The organism is Heliomicrobium sulfidophilum (assembly GCF_057715735.1).
Window position 1 is genome coordinate 1,284,113 of the sequence record NZ_JBVTZZ010000005.1, and the last position, 16,056, is coordinate 1,300,168.

The 16,056-nt window shown below is 57.1% G+C and carries 11 protein-coding genes; 10 read left to right on the plus strand and 1 reads right to left on the minus strand.

Annotation, left to right across the window (positions count from 1 at the left end):
* Positions 1-126: 126 nt before the first annotated feature.
* From AC0CW1_RS11785 to icmF, 3 genes are all read left to right on the plus strand, one after another.
* Positions 127-1,353 (plus strand): CaiB/BaiF CoA transferase family protein, encoded by a 1,227-nt coding sequence (locus AC0CW1_RS11785; RefSeq protein ID WP_488183239.1) that lies wholly within the window; start codon positions 127-129, stop codon positions 1,351-1,353.
* A 63-nt stretch (positions 1,354-1,416) separates the two neighbouring features.
* Positions 1,417-2,556: an acyl-CoA dehydrogenase gene (locus AC0CW1_RS11790; protein WP_488183240.1), complete on the plus strand. Its 1,140-nt coding sequence runs from the start codon at positions 1,417-1,419 to the stop codon at positions 2,554-2,556.
* A 23-nt stretch (positions 2,557-2,579) separates the two neighbouring features.
* A complete protein-coding gene (gene icmF / locus AC0CW1_RS11795; protein WP_488183241.1) occupies positions 2,580-5,912 on the plus strand; it encodes a fused isobutyryl-CoA mutase/GTPase IcmF in 3,333 nt (1,110 codons plus the stop codon).
* Positions 5,913-6,003: 91 nt separating this feature from the next.
* Here icmF and AC0CW1_RS11800 read toward each other — a convergent pair whose 3' ends face one another.
* The gene (locus tag AC0CW1_RS11800) at positions 6,004-7,626 is read right to left on the minus strand and encodes an AMP-binding protein (protein ID WP_488184146.1); all 1,623 of its coding nucleotides are present in this window, start codon (positions 7,624-7,626) and stop codon (positions 6,004-6,006) included.
* 381 nt (positions 7,627-8,007) lie between these two features.
* Between AC0CW1_RS11800 and AC0CW1_RS11805 the strand changes: the two genes are divergently transcribed.
* The 7 genes from AC0CW1_RS11805 (at position 8,008) to AC0CW1_RS11835 (ending at position 16,005) form a co-directional block, all read left to right on the plus strand.
* Positions 8,008-9,186, plus strand: coding sequence for an acetyl-CoA C-acetyltransferase (locus AC0CW1_RS11805; RefSeq protein WP_488183242.1), 1,179 nt, complete (start codon positions 8,008-8,010; stop codon positions 9,184-9,186).
* A 26-nt stretch (positions 9,187-9,212) separates the two neighbouring features.
* A complete protein-coding gene (locus tag AC0CW1_RS11810) occupies positions 9,213-10,064 on the plus strand; it encodes a 3-hydroxybutyryl-CoA dehydrogenase (RefSeq protein ID WP_488183243.1) in 852 nt (283 codons plus the stop codon).
* Positions 10,065-10,150: 86 nt separating this feature from the next.
* Positions 10,151-11,293 carry an acyl-CoA dehydrogenase gene (locus AC0CW1_RS11815; protein ID WP_488183244.1) on the plus strand — a complete coding sequence of 381 codons (1,143 nt, stop codon included), beginning with the start codon at positions 10,151-10,153 and terminating at the stop codon, positions 11,291-11,293.
* 70 nt (positions 11,294-11,363) lie between these two features.
* A complete protein-coding gene (locus tag AC0CW1_RS11820; RefSeq protein WP_488183245.1) occupies positions 11,364-12,146 on the plus strand; it encodes an enoyl-CoA hydratase-related protein in 783 nt (260 codons plus the stop codon).
* 14 nt (positions 12,147-12,160) lie between these two features.
* A complete protein-coding gene (locus AC0CW1_RS11825; RefSeq protein ID WP_488183246.1) occupies positions 12,161-12,925 on the plus strand; it encodes an electron transfer flavoprotein subunit beta/FixA family protein in 765 nt (254 codons plus the stop codon).
* Between the two features lie 60 nt (positions 12,926-12,985).
* On the plus strand, positions 12,986-13,951 hold the full coding sequence (locus tag AC0CW1_RS11830) for an electron transfer flavoprotein subunit alpha/FixB family protein (RefSeq protein ID WP_488183247.1): 966 nt from the start codon (positions 12,986-12,988) through the stop codon (positions 13,949-13,951).
* On the plus strand, positions 13,948-16,005 hold the full coding sequence (locus AC0CW1_RS11835; RefSeq protein WP_488183248.1) for a (Fe-S)-binding protein: 2,058 nt from the start codon (positions 13,948-13,950) through the stop codon (positions 16,003-16,005). The genes AC0CW1_RS11830 and AC0CW1_RS11835 overlap by 4 nt, the downstream gene beginning before the upstream one ends.
* Positions 16,006-16,056: the final 51 nt, after the last annotated feature.

Genomic DNA, 16,056 nt, shown 5'->3' on the forward strand with positions numbered 1-16,056 from the left:
ATATTCAGAATTTTTAAAAACATTAGCAGGATTTTTGCCTTTCCCCCTCGAAAAAAAACCTAACCTTCCCGTAAGGAAAAAACTTGTAACAAACAGATCGAAAACAACGTGATTTGTGAAGGAGGGGTGTTTTCTATTTCGGAATGCAACCAAAGGGCGATGCCCGCCGGTCCGCTGCATGGGGTGAAGATCCTCGATCTGTCCCGGTTGGCGCCAGGTCCTTTTTGCTCACTCTTACTGGCAGACCTTGGGGCTGAGGTGCTGAAAATCGAGGCGCCAGATACAGGCGATTATTTACGGACCCTCTTTCCGCCCGTCCGGGAACAGAGCGATTTTTTTCTGAGTTTGAACCGGAACAAACGGAGCATGGTCGTCAATGTGAAGACAGAAGAAGGCCGGGCGATCATGAAAAAGCTGGTCGCTGGCAGTGATGTGCTACTGGAAGGTTTTCGCCCAGGCGTCATGGAGCGCTTAGGCCTGGATTATGCTTCGCTGAAAGAGGAGAATGGGAGACTCATCTACTGCGCCATCTCCGGCTATGGCCAAGATGGGCCCTATCGTAACCGGGCCGGTCATGATCTGAATTACCTCGCCTTGGGCGGGATGCTGGACCTGATCGGCCTGAAAGAAGGTCCGCCGGCGATACCGGCTGTCCCCCTGTCCGATCTGATCAGCGGCATGTTGGCAGCCATCTCCATCCTGGCTGCCTTGGAAAACCGTAACCGGACCGGCACGGGACAGTATGTGGACATGGCCATGCTGGATGCAGTGGTGGCCATGATGGGCCATTATGTGACCCGTTTCGGGGCGACGGGAGAACTCCCGAAGCGGGGAAAGGAACCGATCGCCGGAAGGTTGCCACGTTATCACGTCTATGAGACGGCCGATGGCCGTTATATGGCATTGGCCGCTTTGGAGGAACATTTTTGGCAGCGCTTTTGTGCCGCCATCGATCGCAAGGATTTGGCCGAGCTGAGCGATAGCGAGGAAGACTGCCAGAGGGGCATCGTGGCATTGACTGCGCTCTTTCAGACAAAGACACAGGCCGAGTGGACGGCCTTTTTTCAAGGCCTCGATGTCTGTTGCACGCCTGTTCAGGACGTGGAGCAGTTGATCGCCGATCCCCAGGTGAGGAGCCGAGGCATGATCTTTCATTCGGCCCATCCTACAGAAGGGCTCCTCACCGAGACGGGAATCCCCTTCAAGTTCTCCGATACGCCTTGCCGACACCGCCGTGGTTCGCCTTCACTGGGGGAACATACCGAAGAGGTGCTGCAGGAATTGGGGTATGGGGAAAGAGAGATTGCCGAACTTCGCCGCAAGGGCGTCGTTCAGCAGTATGAAAAACAGTGAAGCTGAAGAAACAGGCTAAAAAAAGGTGCTTTTCGACCATAAAATGAATGAGGAGGCTTCGACATGATTTTTCGTCTTTCCGAGGAACAAGAGATGCTGCGCCAGACGGTGCGTGATTTTGCCGAGTCGGAGATCGCCCCGAAGGCGGCCGAAATGGATGAGAAAGAGGATTATGACCGCTCTTTATGGGATCGCATGGCCGAATTGGGGTTGACGGGGATCCCCTTTTCGGACAGCTATGGCGGCGCAGGGATGGACAACCTGAGTTATGCTATTGCTGTTGAGGAATTGAGCCGTGTCTGCGCTTCTTCCGGCGTGCTCCTTTCGGCCCACACATCCCTCTGTGCCTGGCCGATCAATGCTTTTGGCACAGAAGAGCAGAAACAAAAATACCTGACCCCTCTGGCGGAGGGCCAGTCGGTGGGCGCTTTTGGCCTTACAGAACCGGGCGCCGGTTCGGATGCCGGATCGCTTAAGACGACAGCCCGGCGCGATGGGGACGACTACATCCTCGATGGCGCCAAGATCTTCATCACCAATGGCGAGTGGGCCGATATCTATGTGGTGATTGCCGCTACAGATCCGGCGAAAAAACACCGCGGCACGACGGCCTTTATCGTGGAAAAAGGAACGCCAGGTTTCAGCTTCGGCAAGAAGGAACATAAGTTGGGGATCCGCGCCTCTTACACCTATGAATTGATCTTTGAAAACTGCCGCATCCCTGCTGAAAACCGGTTGGGCGAAGAAGGACAGGGGTTCAAGATCGCTATGATGACCTTGGATGGCGGCCGCATCGGCATCGCCGCCCAGGCGCTGGGGATTGCCCAGGGCGCTTTCGATCAGGCCCTTGCCTACAGCAAGACACGGGAACAGTTCGGCAAACCGATCAGCGCCAACCAGGGACTCCAGTGGATGCTGGCCGATATGGCTACCGCCATTGAAGCGGCTCGGCTGCTCGTCTACCAGGCGGCTTACTTAAAAGACGCCGGACTGCCTTACAGCAAGCAGTCTGCGATGGCAAAGCTCTATGCCTCAGAGGTGGCCATGTCGGTGACGACCAAAGCGGTGCAGATCCATGGCGGATACGGTTATACACGGGAGTATCCTGTCGAGCGGATGATGCGGGACGCCAAGATCACCGAGATCTACGAAGGCACCAGTGAGATTCAGCGCACCGTCATCGCTGCAGCGCTGCTGAAATAAGGGAAGGGGACGGAGAGAAGAGCATGACAGAACCGTACCGGCCGCGTCATGCCGTGCGCATCGTGACGGCGACGAGCCTCTTTGACGGCCATGACGCGTCGATCAATATCATGCGGCGTTTGATGCAGGCCAGCGGCGTCGAGGTGATCCACCTCGGTCACAACCGTTCTGTGGCGGAGATCGTCGATGCGGCGATTCAAGAGGATGCCCAGGCCATCGCCGTCACCTCTTACCAAGGCGGCCATTTGGAGTTCTTCAAGTACATCATTGACATGCTCCGCGAGCGGGGAGTCGACCATATTCGCGTCTTCGGCGGCGGTGGCGGGGTGATTGTGCCTGCAGAGATTAGAGAACTGGAAGCTTATGGCGTCTGCAAGATCTTTTCTCCTGAAGATGGGCGGCAGATGGGCTTGCAGGGCATGATCGACTACCTGGTCCGTCAGGCGGATTTTGATCCGGCTGAGGAAGAACCCGAGGACATGGAGCGGCTATCGACGGAGCAACGCGATTGGCCTCAAGTAGCCCGTTGGATCACCTTGGCTGAAAGAAATGTGCAGGCGAACCGACCTGCCTTGTCATCGCTTTTTGAAGGCATGCGCCAAAGGGGCGTAAAGACGCCTATCATCGGGGTGACAGGGACAGGCGGCGCCGGTAAAAGCTCGCTGATCGATGAGATGGTGCGTTGCTTTTTAGAGGCCTATGAGGACAAGCGGCTGGCCTTGCTCTCAGTCGACCCGTCCAAATGGAAGACAGGCGGCGCCTTATTGGGCGATCGCATCCGCATGAATGGGATCCACCATCCCCGTGTTTTCATGCGTTCATTGGCGACGCGCAATTCGCGGAGCGAACTGAGTCGCGCCATTGACGATGCCATCGCCGTCGTCAAGGCGGCTGGCTATGACCTTGTCATCGTGGAAACTTCCGGCATCGGCCAAGGGGACCATCAGATCATCGATGTTTGCGATGTTTCCGTCTATGTGATGACCAGCGAATTCGGCGCCGCCACCCAGTTGGAGAAGATCGACATGATCGATTTTGCCGACGCCGTTGTCATCAACAAGTATGATCGGCGAGGCGCCGAAGATGCGCTGCGGGCCGTTCGCAAACAATGGCGGCGAAGCCGCAACAACTTCGAGATCGCCGATGACGAGACGCCTGTCTTCGGCACCGTGGCCAGCCAGTTTGACGACCCGGGCATCCAAGTTTTTTTTCACCGCCTGATGGCGATGGTGAAGGAGAAGACAGCAGGGCGCTGGCCCTTGCCTGTGGCGGCGCAAGGCGCTTTGCCAGGCCCTTCCCCTTCGATGGCATCGCCGTCAACGATGGCTTCGGCGAAAAGGGTTCGGACTTCCGCTAGCGTCATCCCTGCTGAACGGGTCAATTACCTGGCCGAGATCGTTCATGTTGCCCGCGATTACCGCGCCTTTGTGGATGAACAGGTTCAGGTGGCCCGACGGCTCTATCAGTTGCAGGGCACACGGCAGTTGCTGGCAGAACAACAGGATGATTCGGCCGAAGGGGATGGCGCCGTCTGCGAGTCTGCCCTGGCTGCGCTGGATGAAAAGATTCAGACTTGGCAGGCAAGGCTTCATCCCGAGTGCCGGCAGATCCTTGACAACTGGGAGTGCTTCTGTGACGCCTACCGCCAGGAAAAATGGGTCACCCAGGTGCGTGATCGGGAAATCGTCACCTCCCTCTTTACGACCACCCTGTCGGGGACAGCCATCCCGAAGGTGGCCCTACCCCGCTTTGAAGATTGGGGGGAGATCCTGCGTTGGGCGCTAAGAGAAAATGTGCCGGGCCAGTTCCCCTTTACGGCAGGCGTTTTTCCCTTTAAGCGGGAAGGGGAGGATCCGCGGCGCCAGTTTGCTGGAGAAGGCACACCAGAGCGAACGAACCGGCGTTTTCACTATCTCTGCAAAGATGATCCGGCAGTGCGCTTGAGCACGGCTTTTGACAGTGTCACCCTCTATGGCGAGGATCCGGCGGAACGACCGGATATCTACGGCAAGATCGGCAACAGCGGCGTCAATGTGTGCACACTGGACGACATGAAGCGCCTCTACGCTGGTTTCGACCTATGTGCGCCCAATACATCCGTTTCCATGACGATCAACGGCCCGGCGCCGATCCTGCTGGCCATGTTTTTGAACACAGCCATCGATCAGCAGATCGACGCCTTTACCGAGCGAATGGGACGCCAGCCGAATCCGGAGGAATGGGCTTGCATCCGGGCAGAGACGCTGCAGCGGGTGCGCGGCACTGTGCAGGCAGATATCCTTAAGGAGGATCAGGGGCAGAACACCTGCATCTACTCCACCGATTTTGCCCTCAAGATGATGGGCGACATTCAGGAGTATTTCATCCAAGAGAAGGTGCGCAACTACTACTCGGTCAGCATCTCTGGCTACCACATCGCCGAAGCGGGCGCCAACCCGATCACCCAGTTGGCCTTCACCCTGGCCAATGGCTTCACCTATGTGGAATACTACCTGAGCCGGGGGATGAAGATCGATGATTTCGCCCCCAACCTGTCGTTCTTCTTCAGCAATGGCCTTGATCCGGAATATTCGGTGCTGGGCCGGGTGGCCCGGCGCATCTGGGCGGTGGTGATGAGACAAAAGTATCATGGCAATGAGCGCAGCCAGAAGCTCAAGTATCACATCCAGACATCGGGGCGGTCTCTCCATGCCCAGGAGATGGACTTCAACGACATACGGACAACACTGCAGGCCTTGTCGGCCATTTATGATAATTGCAACTCTTTGCACACCAACGCCTATGATGAAGCGGTAACGACGCCGACAGAGGCGTCTGTACGGCGAGCCATGGCCATCCAGTTGATCATCGGCAAAGAGTTTGGGCTGGCCAAAAATGAGAATCCTTTACAAGGCGCCTTTATCATCGAGGAATTGACCGATCTGGTGGAAGAGGCAGTCCTCTCCGAGTTCCTTCGCCTCAATGAGCGCGGTGGTGTTCTTGGCGCGATGGAAACGCAGTACCAGCGGAACAAGATCCAAGAGGAGTCGCTGCTTTACGAGATGCGCAAGCATACGGGAGAACTGCCGATCATTGGCGTCAATACCTTCCTCAATCCCCAAAGTACAGAGATGGCCAATGAGATTGAATTGAGTCGCGCCACAGAGGCGGAAAAAAGACAGCAGATCGATCACCTGCGCCAATTCCACAGCAAACATCAAGCAGCGGCGACGCAGGCGCTGGCGCGCCTGAAAGAGGTCGTTCGCAGTGGCGGCAATATCTTTGCGGAAATGATGGAAACAGTCCGGGTGGCCAGCCTGGGACAGATCACGGCAGCCCTCTATGAGGTGGGCGGCAAGTACCGGCGGAATATGTGAACAAGCGAAAGACCCCTGGCAGACGCCACTTGAGATGAGGTGGCACTGCTCAGGGGTCTTCTTATCGGGATGTCCTTTTTGGGGTTTTTGATCAGGCCTTGCGGTGATCCTGCCATTCGCGGTTGCGCAGTTCGACACGGCGGATCTTGCCGGAGACGGTCTTGGGCAGGGAAGGTGTGAATTCAATCAGGCGAGGATACTTGTAGGGAGCCGTCACTTTTTTGACATGCTCCTTCAACTCATCGGCCAACTCATCGGAAGGCATGAATCCGGGGCGGAGCACGACAAAGGCCTTGACCACCTCGCCTCGGACCTCATCCGGGCTGGAGACGACTGCCGACTCGGCGACCGCCTCATGCTCTAAGAGGGCGCTCTCCACCTCAAAAGGACCGATCCGGTAGCCAGCCGAGAGGATCACGTCGTCAGCCCGGCCGACAAACCAGAAATAGCCATCATCGTCGCGGTACGCCCGGTCGCCTGTGAGGTACCAGTCGCCGCGAAAAACGGAAGCGGTCTTTTCCGGATCGCGCCAGTATTCTTTGAAAAGCCCTACGGGACGTTTGGGCTTGACACGGACGGCAATGTCGCCTTCTTTGTTCGGCGGCAGGATGTTGCCCTCATCGTCGATGACCTGCACGTCAAAGCCAGGCGTTGGCTTGCCCATGGAACCGATGCGCGGCTCCAGGCAGGGGAAGCTGCCGACGAGGAGAACCGATTCGGTCTGGCCGTAGCCGTCACGAATGGTGAGGCCGGTGGCCTCCTTCCAGATGTCGATAACCTCGGGATTGAGCGGTTCTCCGGCGCCGACACAGTGGCGTAGGCGGGAGAAGCGATACTGTTTCAGATCTTCCAACACCAGCATGCGGTAGATAGTGGGCGCGCCGCAGAAGGTGGTGATAGGGTACTGATCGAGAATTTCCAGCGTTTTTTTCGGATCGAAACGGTCGCTGTGATGGACAAAAATGGCAGAACCGCAAATCCAGGGCCCAAAAAAGCTGCTCCAGGCGGCTTTTGCCCAGCCCGTATCGCTCAGATTCCAGTGCAAGTCTTCTGAACGCAGGTCAAGCCAGTAGCGGCCCGTCACCGTGTGGCCGATGGGGTAGCTTGTATGGGTGTGGAGGGTCATCTTAGGATAGCCTGTCGTGCCAGAGGTGAAGTAGAGGATGGCGCTGTCATCGGCAGCTGTGTCAACTGTCGGAAAGCTGTCCGATGCCGTTTGCGTGGCTTCATGATAACGAAGCCAGCCCGCTCGTTCACCGCCGATGAGAATGCGGCTTTTCAAGGTCGGGCACTCGCCATAAATCTCATCGACCCGCTCGGCAATGGCGTCGGTGGTGATGATACAACGAGCGTCTGCCGTCTGCAGGCGGAATCGGATATCTTTGGCTGTCAATTGCATTGTTCCCGGACTGATCACAGCGCCCATGCGCAGGCAAGCGATGTTGATGACCCACCATTCGACAAGGCGTGGAAGGATAACGACGACCACATCGCCTTTGCCGATTCCTTGATCACGGAGAACGTTGCAAAGGCGTTGCGAAGCATCGCTCAATTCACGGAAGGTTTTCTTGTCTTCATTCCCGTGGTCGTCGACCCACCACAGGGCGAGCCGGTCCGGGTCTACGGCCCAACGGTCAATGACATCACGGGCAAAGTTGTACGATTCGGGGACTTCCCACTGAAACTCGGCAAAGGTCTGTTCGTAGTTGGTCATGTTGAACGAGTCGGGCAATGCAGATTCCTCCTCCTGCGCGAAATGGTTGCCCGAGTGCTCTAAGCCCCCTGTTTTGTCTGACGATTGGAGATTTACAACTCGGGCAGGAATATCCTTTCTCCACAAAGAACCATCTTCCTGCAAGAATAATCCGAATAATAGAAAAATTCTTAAATTATAAAAAGAAAATTAACCGATATTGAGAAAAAGAACGCAAAGTACAATCGAAAAATCAATTTACTATTATTACAATAATTTAATTTTTCTAAATAAAAAGATTTTTTAGAATAATCAAGCAGGATTTTTGCTTTTTTTTGCGTAGCTATTACGTAACTGCGCGGTGCCTTCGTCGGTGACCGTAGAGAATGAGGGGTGGATTTGTTGCGTGAAGTGGTCTTTGTTAGCGCAGTCCGGACGCCTTTTGGCAAGTTCGGCGGCGCCCTGGCTTCCTTGAAAGCCGTCGATCTGGGTGCTGCTGCCATTCAGGGTGCCTTGCGGCAAGGCGGTGTCGAATCGGAGATAGTGGAGTATGTCACTATGGGACAGGTGCTCCAAGGTGGCGCTGGTCAGATCCCATCCCGCCAGGCGGCCCGCTTGGCAGGCATTCCTTGGGAGACGCCTTCTTTGACAGTCAATAAGGTCTGCGCCAGCGGCATGATCTCTGTCGCCCTGGCTGCGCGGATGATTGCCGCAGGCGAGATCGACGCAGCAGTCGCCGGCGGTATGGAGAGCATGAGCCAAGCGCCCTATTTCCTCCCGGCGGTACGTTGGGGACAGCGTATGTTCAACTTCGAGGCTGTCGACTTGATGGTCCATGATGGGCTCTGGTGTCCCTTTTACAACCGTCATATGGCCCTGCACGGCGCTGATATGGCCCGTGAGTATGGCGTCAGCCGCGAAGAGCAGGATGAATGGGCCTTGCGCAGCCAAGAACGGGCGGCGGCCGCGATCGCCAGCGGCTACATGGCAGAGGAGATCGTGCCGGTGACGGTACCCCAGAAAAAAGGTGCGCCGACGGTGGTCAGCCAGGATGAGCAGCCTCGTCCCACCACACGGGAAGGATTGGCGAAATTGGCGCCCATCTTCGATCCCCAGGGGACGGTCACAGCCGGCAACGCGCCTAGCGTCAACGACGGCGCCGGCGCGCTCATCTTGATGAGCCGGGAAAAAGCGGAGTCACTAGGAATTCGTCCCCTGGCCTCTTTACTCGGCCATACAGAAGTGGCCCTCGAAGCGAGAGCGCTTGCCGCCGCGCCGGGTCACGCCATCAACCGTCTGCTGGCCAAGACGGGAAAAAGCCTGGACCAGATGGACCTCTTTGAGGTCAATGAGGCCTTTGCCGCCGTTGTTCTCGTCAGCCAGAAAGTGGCCGGCTTTGACCTTGAAAAAGTCAATATCAACGGCGGCGCTGTCGCCTTCGGCCACCCCATCGGCGCCAGCGGCGCCCGCATCATCGCCACCCTCATTCACGGCTTGCGCCGGAAAGGCGGCGGCATCGGCATTGCGGCGATCTGCAGCGGCGCTGCTCAAGGGGATGCGCTCATGGTGCGTGTCGACTGATTCTGACTTCAGAAAGGATGAAGTAAATGGAAATAAAAACCATTATGGTCATTGGCGCCGGACAGATGGGCAGCGGCATTGCCCAAGTGGCTGCCCAATCCGGCTTCACCACCATGCTCCATGACGTCAACAAAGAAGCGGTCCAAAGAGGGCTGCAAGGGATCCAAAAAAGCCTAGCCAAGTTTGTCGAAAAAGGTAAGCTTTCTGCCGAAGAGATGGAGGCCACGCTGGGACGCTTGCAGCCTTGCGACGATATGGCTGTTGCGGCCGGTTGTCAAATCGTTATCGAAGCGGTCGTAGAGAACATGAACGTGAAGGCCAACATCTTCCGGGAACTGGACCGCCTTGCTCCTGCCAATGCCATCCTCGCTTCCAACACGTCTTCACTGCCGATCACCGAGATCGCTGCCGTCACCAGCCGTCCAGAACAGGTGATCGGCATGCACTTCATGAATCCGGTGCCGCTGATGAAACTGGTGGAGATCATTCGCGGCTTAGCCACATCGGACGAAACCTACGAGACCATCGAGGCGCTGAGTCGCCATCTTGGCAAGACGCCCGCCACCTGCCGTGATGTGCCAGGCTTCATCTCCAACCGGGTGCTGCAGGTGATGATCAATGAGGCCATCTGGTGCCTCTACGAAGGGGTAGCCACGACTGAAGACATTGACACGATCATGAAGCTGGGCATGAATCATCCCATGGGCCCCCTGGCGCTGGCCGACCTGATCGGACTTGATACGGTGCTGGCCATTTTGGAAGTCCTCCAAGAGGGCTATGGCGATCCCAAGTACCGCCCTTGCCCGCTGCTACGCCAGTATGTCAAAGCCGGTTGGCTCGGACGCAAATCGGGACGCGGTTTCTACCGTTACGCCTGATCACAGAAAAGGCGGCGCGAGGCCGATCCGGTTGCCGATTGTAGCAACATCGGCACGTCAGAAAGAAAGGGTGACGGAGCGACCTTATGGATTTTACGCTGAATGAGGAACAAGAACTGTTTTTGGAGATGGTACGTAAGTTTGCCCGCAACGAGGTGGCTGTCGCCGCAGAGGGGGTCGATCGGGAACACCGCTTTCCTCGACAAACGATCGACAAGATGGGTGAACTGGGGCTGCTGGGCCTGGCCATTCCCGAAGAATACGGCGGCTCTGGCGGCGATTACCTGTCCTATGTGCTAATGATCGAAGAACTGGCCAAAGTCTGCGCCTCGACAGCGGTGGTCGTGGCCGTCCATACAGGCCTCGCCTGCACCAGCATCGCCCGCTTCGGCACCGAAGCCCAGCGGGAAAAGTACCTGGCCCCCCTGGCGGCTGGCGAGAGAATCGGCGCCTATGCGCTGACAGAGCCGAATGCCGGCTCTGACGCAGCCAGCCTCACCTTGATGGCCTCTGATGAAGGCGAATATTGGCGGTTGAACGGCAGCAAAGTCTTCATCACCAACGCCAGCGAAGCAGGCCTTTTCGTCACCTTCGTGCGCACCGATCCGGCCAGCCGCGGCGCAGAAGGAATCACCTGCCTGATCGTCGAGAGAGATACGCCGGGCATGACGGTGTCACGACCTGTCGAGAAGATGGGGCTCAACGGATCGGTCACCTGTGAACTCCACTTCGATAACGCTCTGGTGCCAAAAGAGAACGTCCTCGGCGATGTGGGACAAGGCTTTAAAGTGGCGATGCAACTCCTTGACGGTGGCCGGATCGCCATTGCCGCCCAAGGTCTGGGCATCGCCGAGGGGGCCCTCGAGTATGCCCTTCGCTACATTCAGCAGCGTGAACAGTTTGGGCGCCCCATTGCAGCAAACCAGGGCATCCAATGGATGGTCGCCGATTTGGCAACAGAGGTCGATGCTGCCCGCCTGCTCGTCTACCGGGCGGCCTGGCTGAAGACCATGGGCAAGCCCCATGGCAAAGAAGCAGCGATGGCCAAAAAATTTGCCACCGACACGGCCATGCGGGTGACCTCTGATTGTGTTCAATTGCTGGGCGGATATGGCTACACCCGGGAATACCCGGTGGAACGGTATATGCGCGATGCCAAGGTGACCCAGATATACGAGGGAACCAATCAGGTCCAACAGATGGTCATCGCCCGGCACCTGCTTCGCTGATGCTTTGGCACTCAAAAGGCCTACTGAAAGAAGATCAGCAGATAAAATACGCGGAAAAAGGAGGGTGCTGATGGAATTTCAGAACCTGATTTACGAATCTTCTGGCGCTATCGCCATCGTGACGATCAACCGACCCAAAGTGCTCAACGCGCTGAACAAGGCAGTGTTGCAGGAATTGGACCAAGCCTTTGCCGCCCTGGCCGAAAAGCGGGAGATCGCCGTCGTCATCGTCACAGGCGCTGGAGAGAAAAGTTTTGTCGCTGGCGCCGATATCGCTGAGATGAGCGCCTATGGCGTCGCTGAGGCGAGGGCCTTCTCCCGATTGGGCCAGCAGGTCTTCAACCGGATCGAGGAACTGCCCCAGCCGGTCATCGCAGCGGTCAATGGCTATGCACTGGGAGGCGGCTGTGAATTGGCCATGGCCTGTGATTTTCGCATCGCCGCTGCCAATGCCCGCTTCGGCCAGCCAGAGGTTTCCCTTGGCGTCATCGCCGGCTTTGGCGGCACCCAGCGTCTGCCTCGCCTTGTCGGCCGCGGTATGGCCGCTCAGTTGCTGTACAGCGGCGACATGATCGGCAGCGATGAAGCGTTGCGCATTGGCTTGGTCAACAAGGTGGTCGCCGCCGAAGCGCTGATGGACGAGGCGAAAGCCATCGCCAGGCGCATCGCCGCCGCTGGCCCCCTCTCCGTCATCGCCTCCAAAGCGGCCTTGCGGGAAGGCAGCAACATGGATCTGAAGCGGGCCCTCGCCTATGAGGCGGAAATGTTTGCCGCAGGATTCGCCACGGCAGACCAAAAAGAAGGCATGGCCGCCTTCTTGCAAAAACGCAAAGCTGATTTTCAAGGCAAATAGAGGAGGTCAAAAAGGTGAAAATTGCCGTTTTGCTCAAACAGACCTTTGATACGGAAGACCGGATTATTGTCAAAGATGGAGCTGTCGTTCCAGAAGGGGTCACCTACATCATCAACCCCTATGATGAGTTGGCTGTGGAAGAAGCCCTGCAGATCAAGGAAAAGGCTGGCCAGGGCGAAGTGGTCGTCATTTCCGCTGGCGATGGAAAGGTACAGGAAGCGCTGCGCAAGGCGCTGGCCATGGGGGCCGATCGGGCAGTGCGCGTCGATACGGAAGGCCTTGCTGTCGATGAAGGCATCGTGGCCATCGCCTTGGCGGAAGTCATCCAAGAAGGGGGCTTTGATCTGGTGATCGGCGGCTGGCGGGCGATCGATGACGGTTCAGCCCAGGTCGCTGTCCGCGTAGCCGAACAGTTGAACCTGCCGCAACTCAATGTGGTGACGAAGCTCCAAATCGAAGGCGGCAAAGCGGTCGCATGGCGGGAGATCGACGGCGGCAGCGAGGTCATCGAAGCGCCCCTGCCGGCGCTGGTTACCGCCCAGCGTGGACTCAATGATCCTCGTTACCCCAACATGAAAGGGATCATGCAAGCGAAGAAAAAAGAACTGAAAACGGTTTCGGCCAGCAGCCTGCTGCCGGCGGGCGCGACGGCAAAGGTGAAGGTTCTGGAGACCTTCCTTCCCCAAGCCAAGGCGGCCGGCAAGATCTACAAAGACGATCCCGCTTCGGCTGTGCAAGCTCTGGTGGGCGCCTTGCGGGAAGAAGCTAAGGTGATTTGACGACGCTCCGCAGGGCAAAAGGCAGAAAAAAAGATCAAAAATAAGGGAGGAACCTTGGGCATGGCAAAGGTCTGGGTCGTACCGGAAATACAAGACCAAAAATTGAAAAAAATCAGTCTTGAAATGATCAACCTGGCCCGCCGGTTAGGCGATGTAGAAGCCTTCTTAATCGGAGATGGCGTCTCAGCCTTGGCAGCGGAACTGGGCAACTATGGCGTAAGCAAGGTGATTGTGGCCGAACAGGCCGATTTGAAGACCTATACAGCCGCCAAGTACGCCCGTGTGCTGGCCGAAGGGATCCAGCGGGAACAACCGGAAATCGTCCTGATCGGCAACACAGCCACTGGTTTGGATCTGGCGCCTCGCGTGGCCCAGCGCGTCGGCGCTGGCCAGATCAGCGACGTCATCGACTATGTAGAAGGGAACTTCATCCGCCCCATCTATGCCGGCAAGGCTTTTCAAAAAGTCAGCCCTGTCGCCTACCCGCTGATGGTGACGGTGCGGCCCAATGTCTTCCCGGTCGCTGAAGTGACAGGGGGCACGGCTGTTGTGGAGAAGGCGGAAGTATCACTCACCTCGGATGACTTGCGGGTCCTTGTTCGCGAAGTGGTCCGTCAGGTTTCCAGCCGTCCTGAACTGACAGAAGCCGACATTATCGTCTCGGGCGGGCGGGCGATGAAGAGTGGAGAAAACTTCCGCATTCTTGAAGAACTGGCCGATGTGTTGGGCGCTGCCGTCGGCGCATCTCGTGCCGCCGTCGACGCCGGTTGGCGCCCCCATCAAGACCAGGTGGGGCAGACAGGGAAGACCGTCTCTCCGACGCTCTACATCGCTGCCGGCATCTCAGGAGCGATCCAACACCTAGCTGGGATGAGCGGATCCAAAGTGATCGTCGCCATCAACAAAGACCCAGAGGCTAACATCTTCAAAGTGGCCGACTATGGCATCGTAGGCGACCTCTTTGAGGTGATTCCCTTGCTGACAGCGGAGTTCAAGCGTCTTCGAGACGTGGAGCAGGCAGGATGAACGGAATCAACGCAGCGGCTTTTTGCGGCCTCCTCGCAGTCGTCGGCGGTTACACCTACTATGAGATCAGCCGCCGCTATCGCTACACCCAGTTTGGCAAGGCGGAAGACCGCTTGGATCGTTCCAATGAGCGGTTACATGCGGTGTTCACCCATGTATTGGGGCAAAAAAAGGTGCTGCACGATCCGATTTCCGGTGGTCTGCACCTGTTGATCATGTGGGGATTTCTCATCCTCGGCCTCGGCGTGGTCAATATGGTAGTCGAAGGGTTTTTCTCCCACCCCCTTCCCGGGGTGGGAGACAATCCCGCCTATCTGTGGATCAAAGATCTCTTTCTTGTGCTCGTCGCTGTCGGTGTCATCGGCAGCCTTCTGCGCCGAACCGTCTTTAAGCCGGAACGATTGGAAAACAGCGGCGAGGCATTTTTGATCCTGGCCTTTATCCTGATCATCGTCACCAGTGAAGCCCTATCGCATGGCGCTCAGTTTGTGGCAGGTGAAGGCGTCGAATGGATGGCCTATGCGCCGGTGGCCGCTTTGGCGTCAAAACTCTTTGCCGGCTATGGGCCGGAGCAGGCGGAAAAGGCCCTTTGGTTCTTCTGGTGGCTGCACTTTATCACCATGTTCGCCTTTGCCGTCCTGATTCCCCGATCCAAACACCTGCATCTCGTTTTTGCGCCCTTGAATGCCTACTGGAAGTCCTTGGAGCCCAAAGGGGCTTTGCGCAAGGTCGACTTTGAAGACGAGTCGGTTGAATCCTATGGCGCGGTCAAAATGGAGGACTTTACTTGGAAAGAGCTTTTTGACGCCTACACCTGTGTCCAGTGCGGCCGATGCACCGATCAGTGTCCTGCCTATCAGACAGGGAAACCGCTCAACCCGAAGGGGCTCCATGTGACGTTGCGCAATCATATCGACGAAAAAGGCCCCTTGTTGGACAAGATTCACAAGCAAAGGTCGGCCGCCAAGGGCATTGCGCAAGGAACGGCAGGCGCTGAAGAGGTTGCAGCGGCAGCCGAGGGCGTCCTCACTGAGGACGAACAGGCGATTATGGAAAAAAAAGTGACCGGTGAGATCTTCAGCGAAGATTTCTTTTGGAGCTGCACCACCTGCCGAGGCTGTATGGAGGCTTGCCCGGTCAGCAATGAGCATATCCCCAAACTGGTGGAGATGCGCCGCTACATGGTCCTGACGGAGAGCGATTTTCCTGAGGATGTGCAACGTACCTTTAACAACATGGAAAAACAAGGCAACCCTTGGGGCCTACCCAAGGGACGACGTGGCGAATGGGCAGAGGATCTGGAAGTGCCCACCTTGGATGAAGCGCCGGAGGCGGAATACCTCCTCTATGTGGGTTGTGCCGGCTCTTTTGACGATCGCGCCCGCAAAGTGACCTTGTCCCTCGCCCGACTGCTGCAACGGGCTGGCCTTTCCTTCGCCATTTTAGGCGGCGATGAGTGGTGCTGTGGCGAAACGGCTCGCCGGATGGGCAACGAGTATCTCTACCAGGAGATGGCCATGACCAATGTGGAGACCTGGAAAGAGTTGAAGGTCAGCAAGATCATCACCGCCTGCCCGCACTGCTACAACACCATCAAAAATGAATACCCCCAATTTGGCGGAAACTTTGACGTGATCCATCATACGGTGTTGCTGGAGCAACTGGTTCGGGATGGAAAACTGAAACCGGCCAAGCCCGTCGATATGACAGTCACCTTCCATGACTCCTGTTACTTGGGCCGTTACAATGAGATCTATGCGCCGCCTCGCAACGTCCTTGCCGCCATCGGCGGGATCAAGGTGGCGGAGATGCCGCGCAGCCTGGAAAAGTCCTTCTGCTGCGGCGCTGGTGGCGGACGCATGTGGATGGAAGAACACCTGGGTAGCCGCATCAATGAAAACCGCACTGACGAAGCCCTGCAAACAGGGGCGGATGCGATCTGCTCGGCTTGCCCCTACTGCCTGACCATGCTGACAGACGGCTGCAAAGCCCGGGAGGCGGAAGAACGGGTGCAGACGCTCGACCTGGTGGAGCTGCTGGAACGAAGCCTCTAGGGGTTATCCTACCGGGATGAAGAATTCAAAAAGAAAGCGGAAGGCTATGCA

What these genes read in the sequence shown, in the direction of transcription:
- AC0CW1_RS11790 (WP_488183240.1), top strand. Translation starts at nt 1,417, where the DNA reads ATGATTTTTCGTCTTTCCGAGGAACAAGAGATGCTGCGCCAGACGGTG.
- icmF (WP_488183241.1), top strand. Translation starts at nt 2,580, where the DNA reads ATGACAGAACCGTACCGGCCGCGTCATGCCGTGCGCATCGTGACGGCG.
- AC0CW1_RS11800 (WP_488184146.1), bottom strand. Translation starts at nt 7,626, where the DNA reads ATGACCAACTACGAACAGACCTTTGCCGAGTTTCAGTGGGAAGTCCCC.
- AC0CW1_RS11810 (WP_488183243.1), top strand. Translation starts at nt 9,213, where the DNA reads ATGGAAATAAAAACCATTATGGTCATTGGCGCCGGACAGATGGGCAGC.
- AC0CW1_RS11815 (WP_488183244.1), top strand. Translation starts at nt 10,151, where the DNA reads ATGGATTTTACGCTGAATGAGGAACAAGAACTGTTTTTGGAGATGGTA.
- AC0CW1_RS11820 (WP_488183245.1), top strand. Translation starts at nt 11,364, where the DNA reads ATGGAATTTCAGAACCTGATTTACGAATCTTCTGGCGCTATCGCCATC.
- AC0CW1_RS11830 (WP_488183247.1), top strand. Translation starts at nt 12,986, where the DNA reads ATGGCAAAGGTCTGGGTCGTACCGGAAATACAAGACCAAAAATTGAAA.
- AC0CW1_RS11835 (WP_488183248.1), top strand. Translation starts at nt 13,948, where the DNA reads ATGAACGGAATCAACGCAGCGGCTTTTTGCGGCCTCCTCGCAGTCGTC.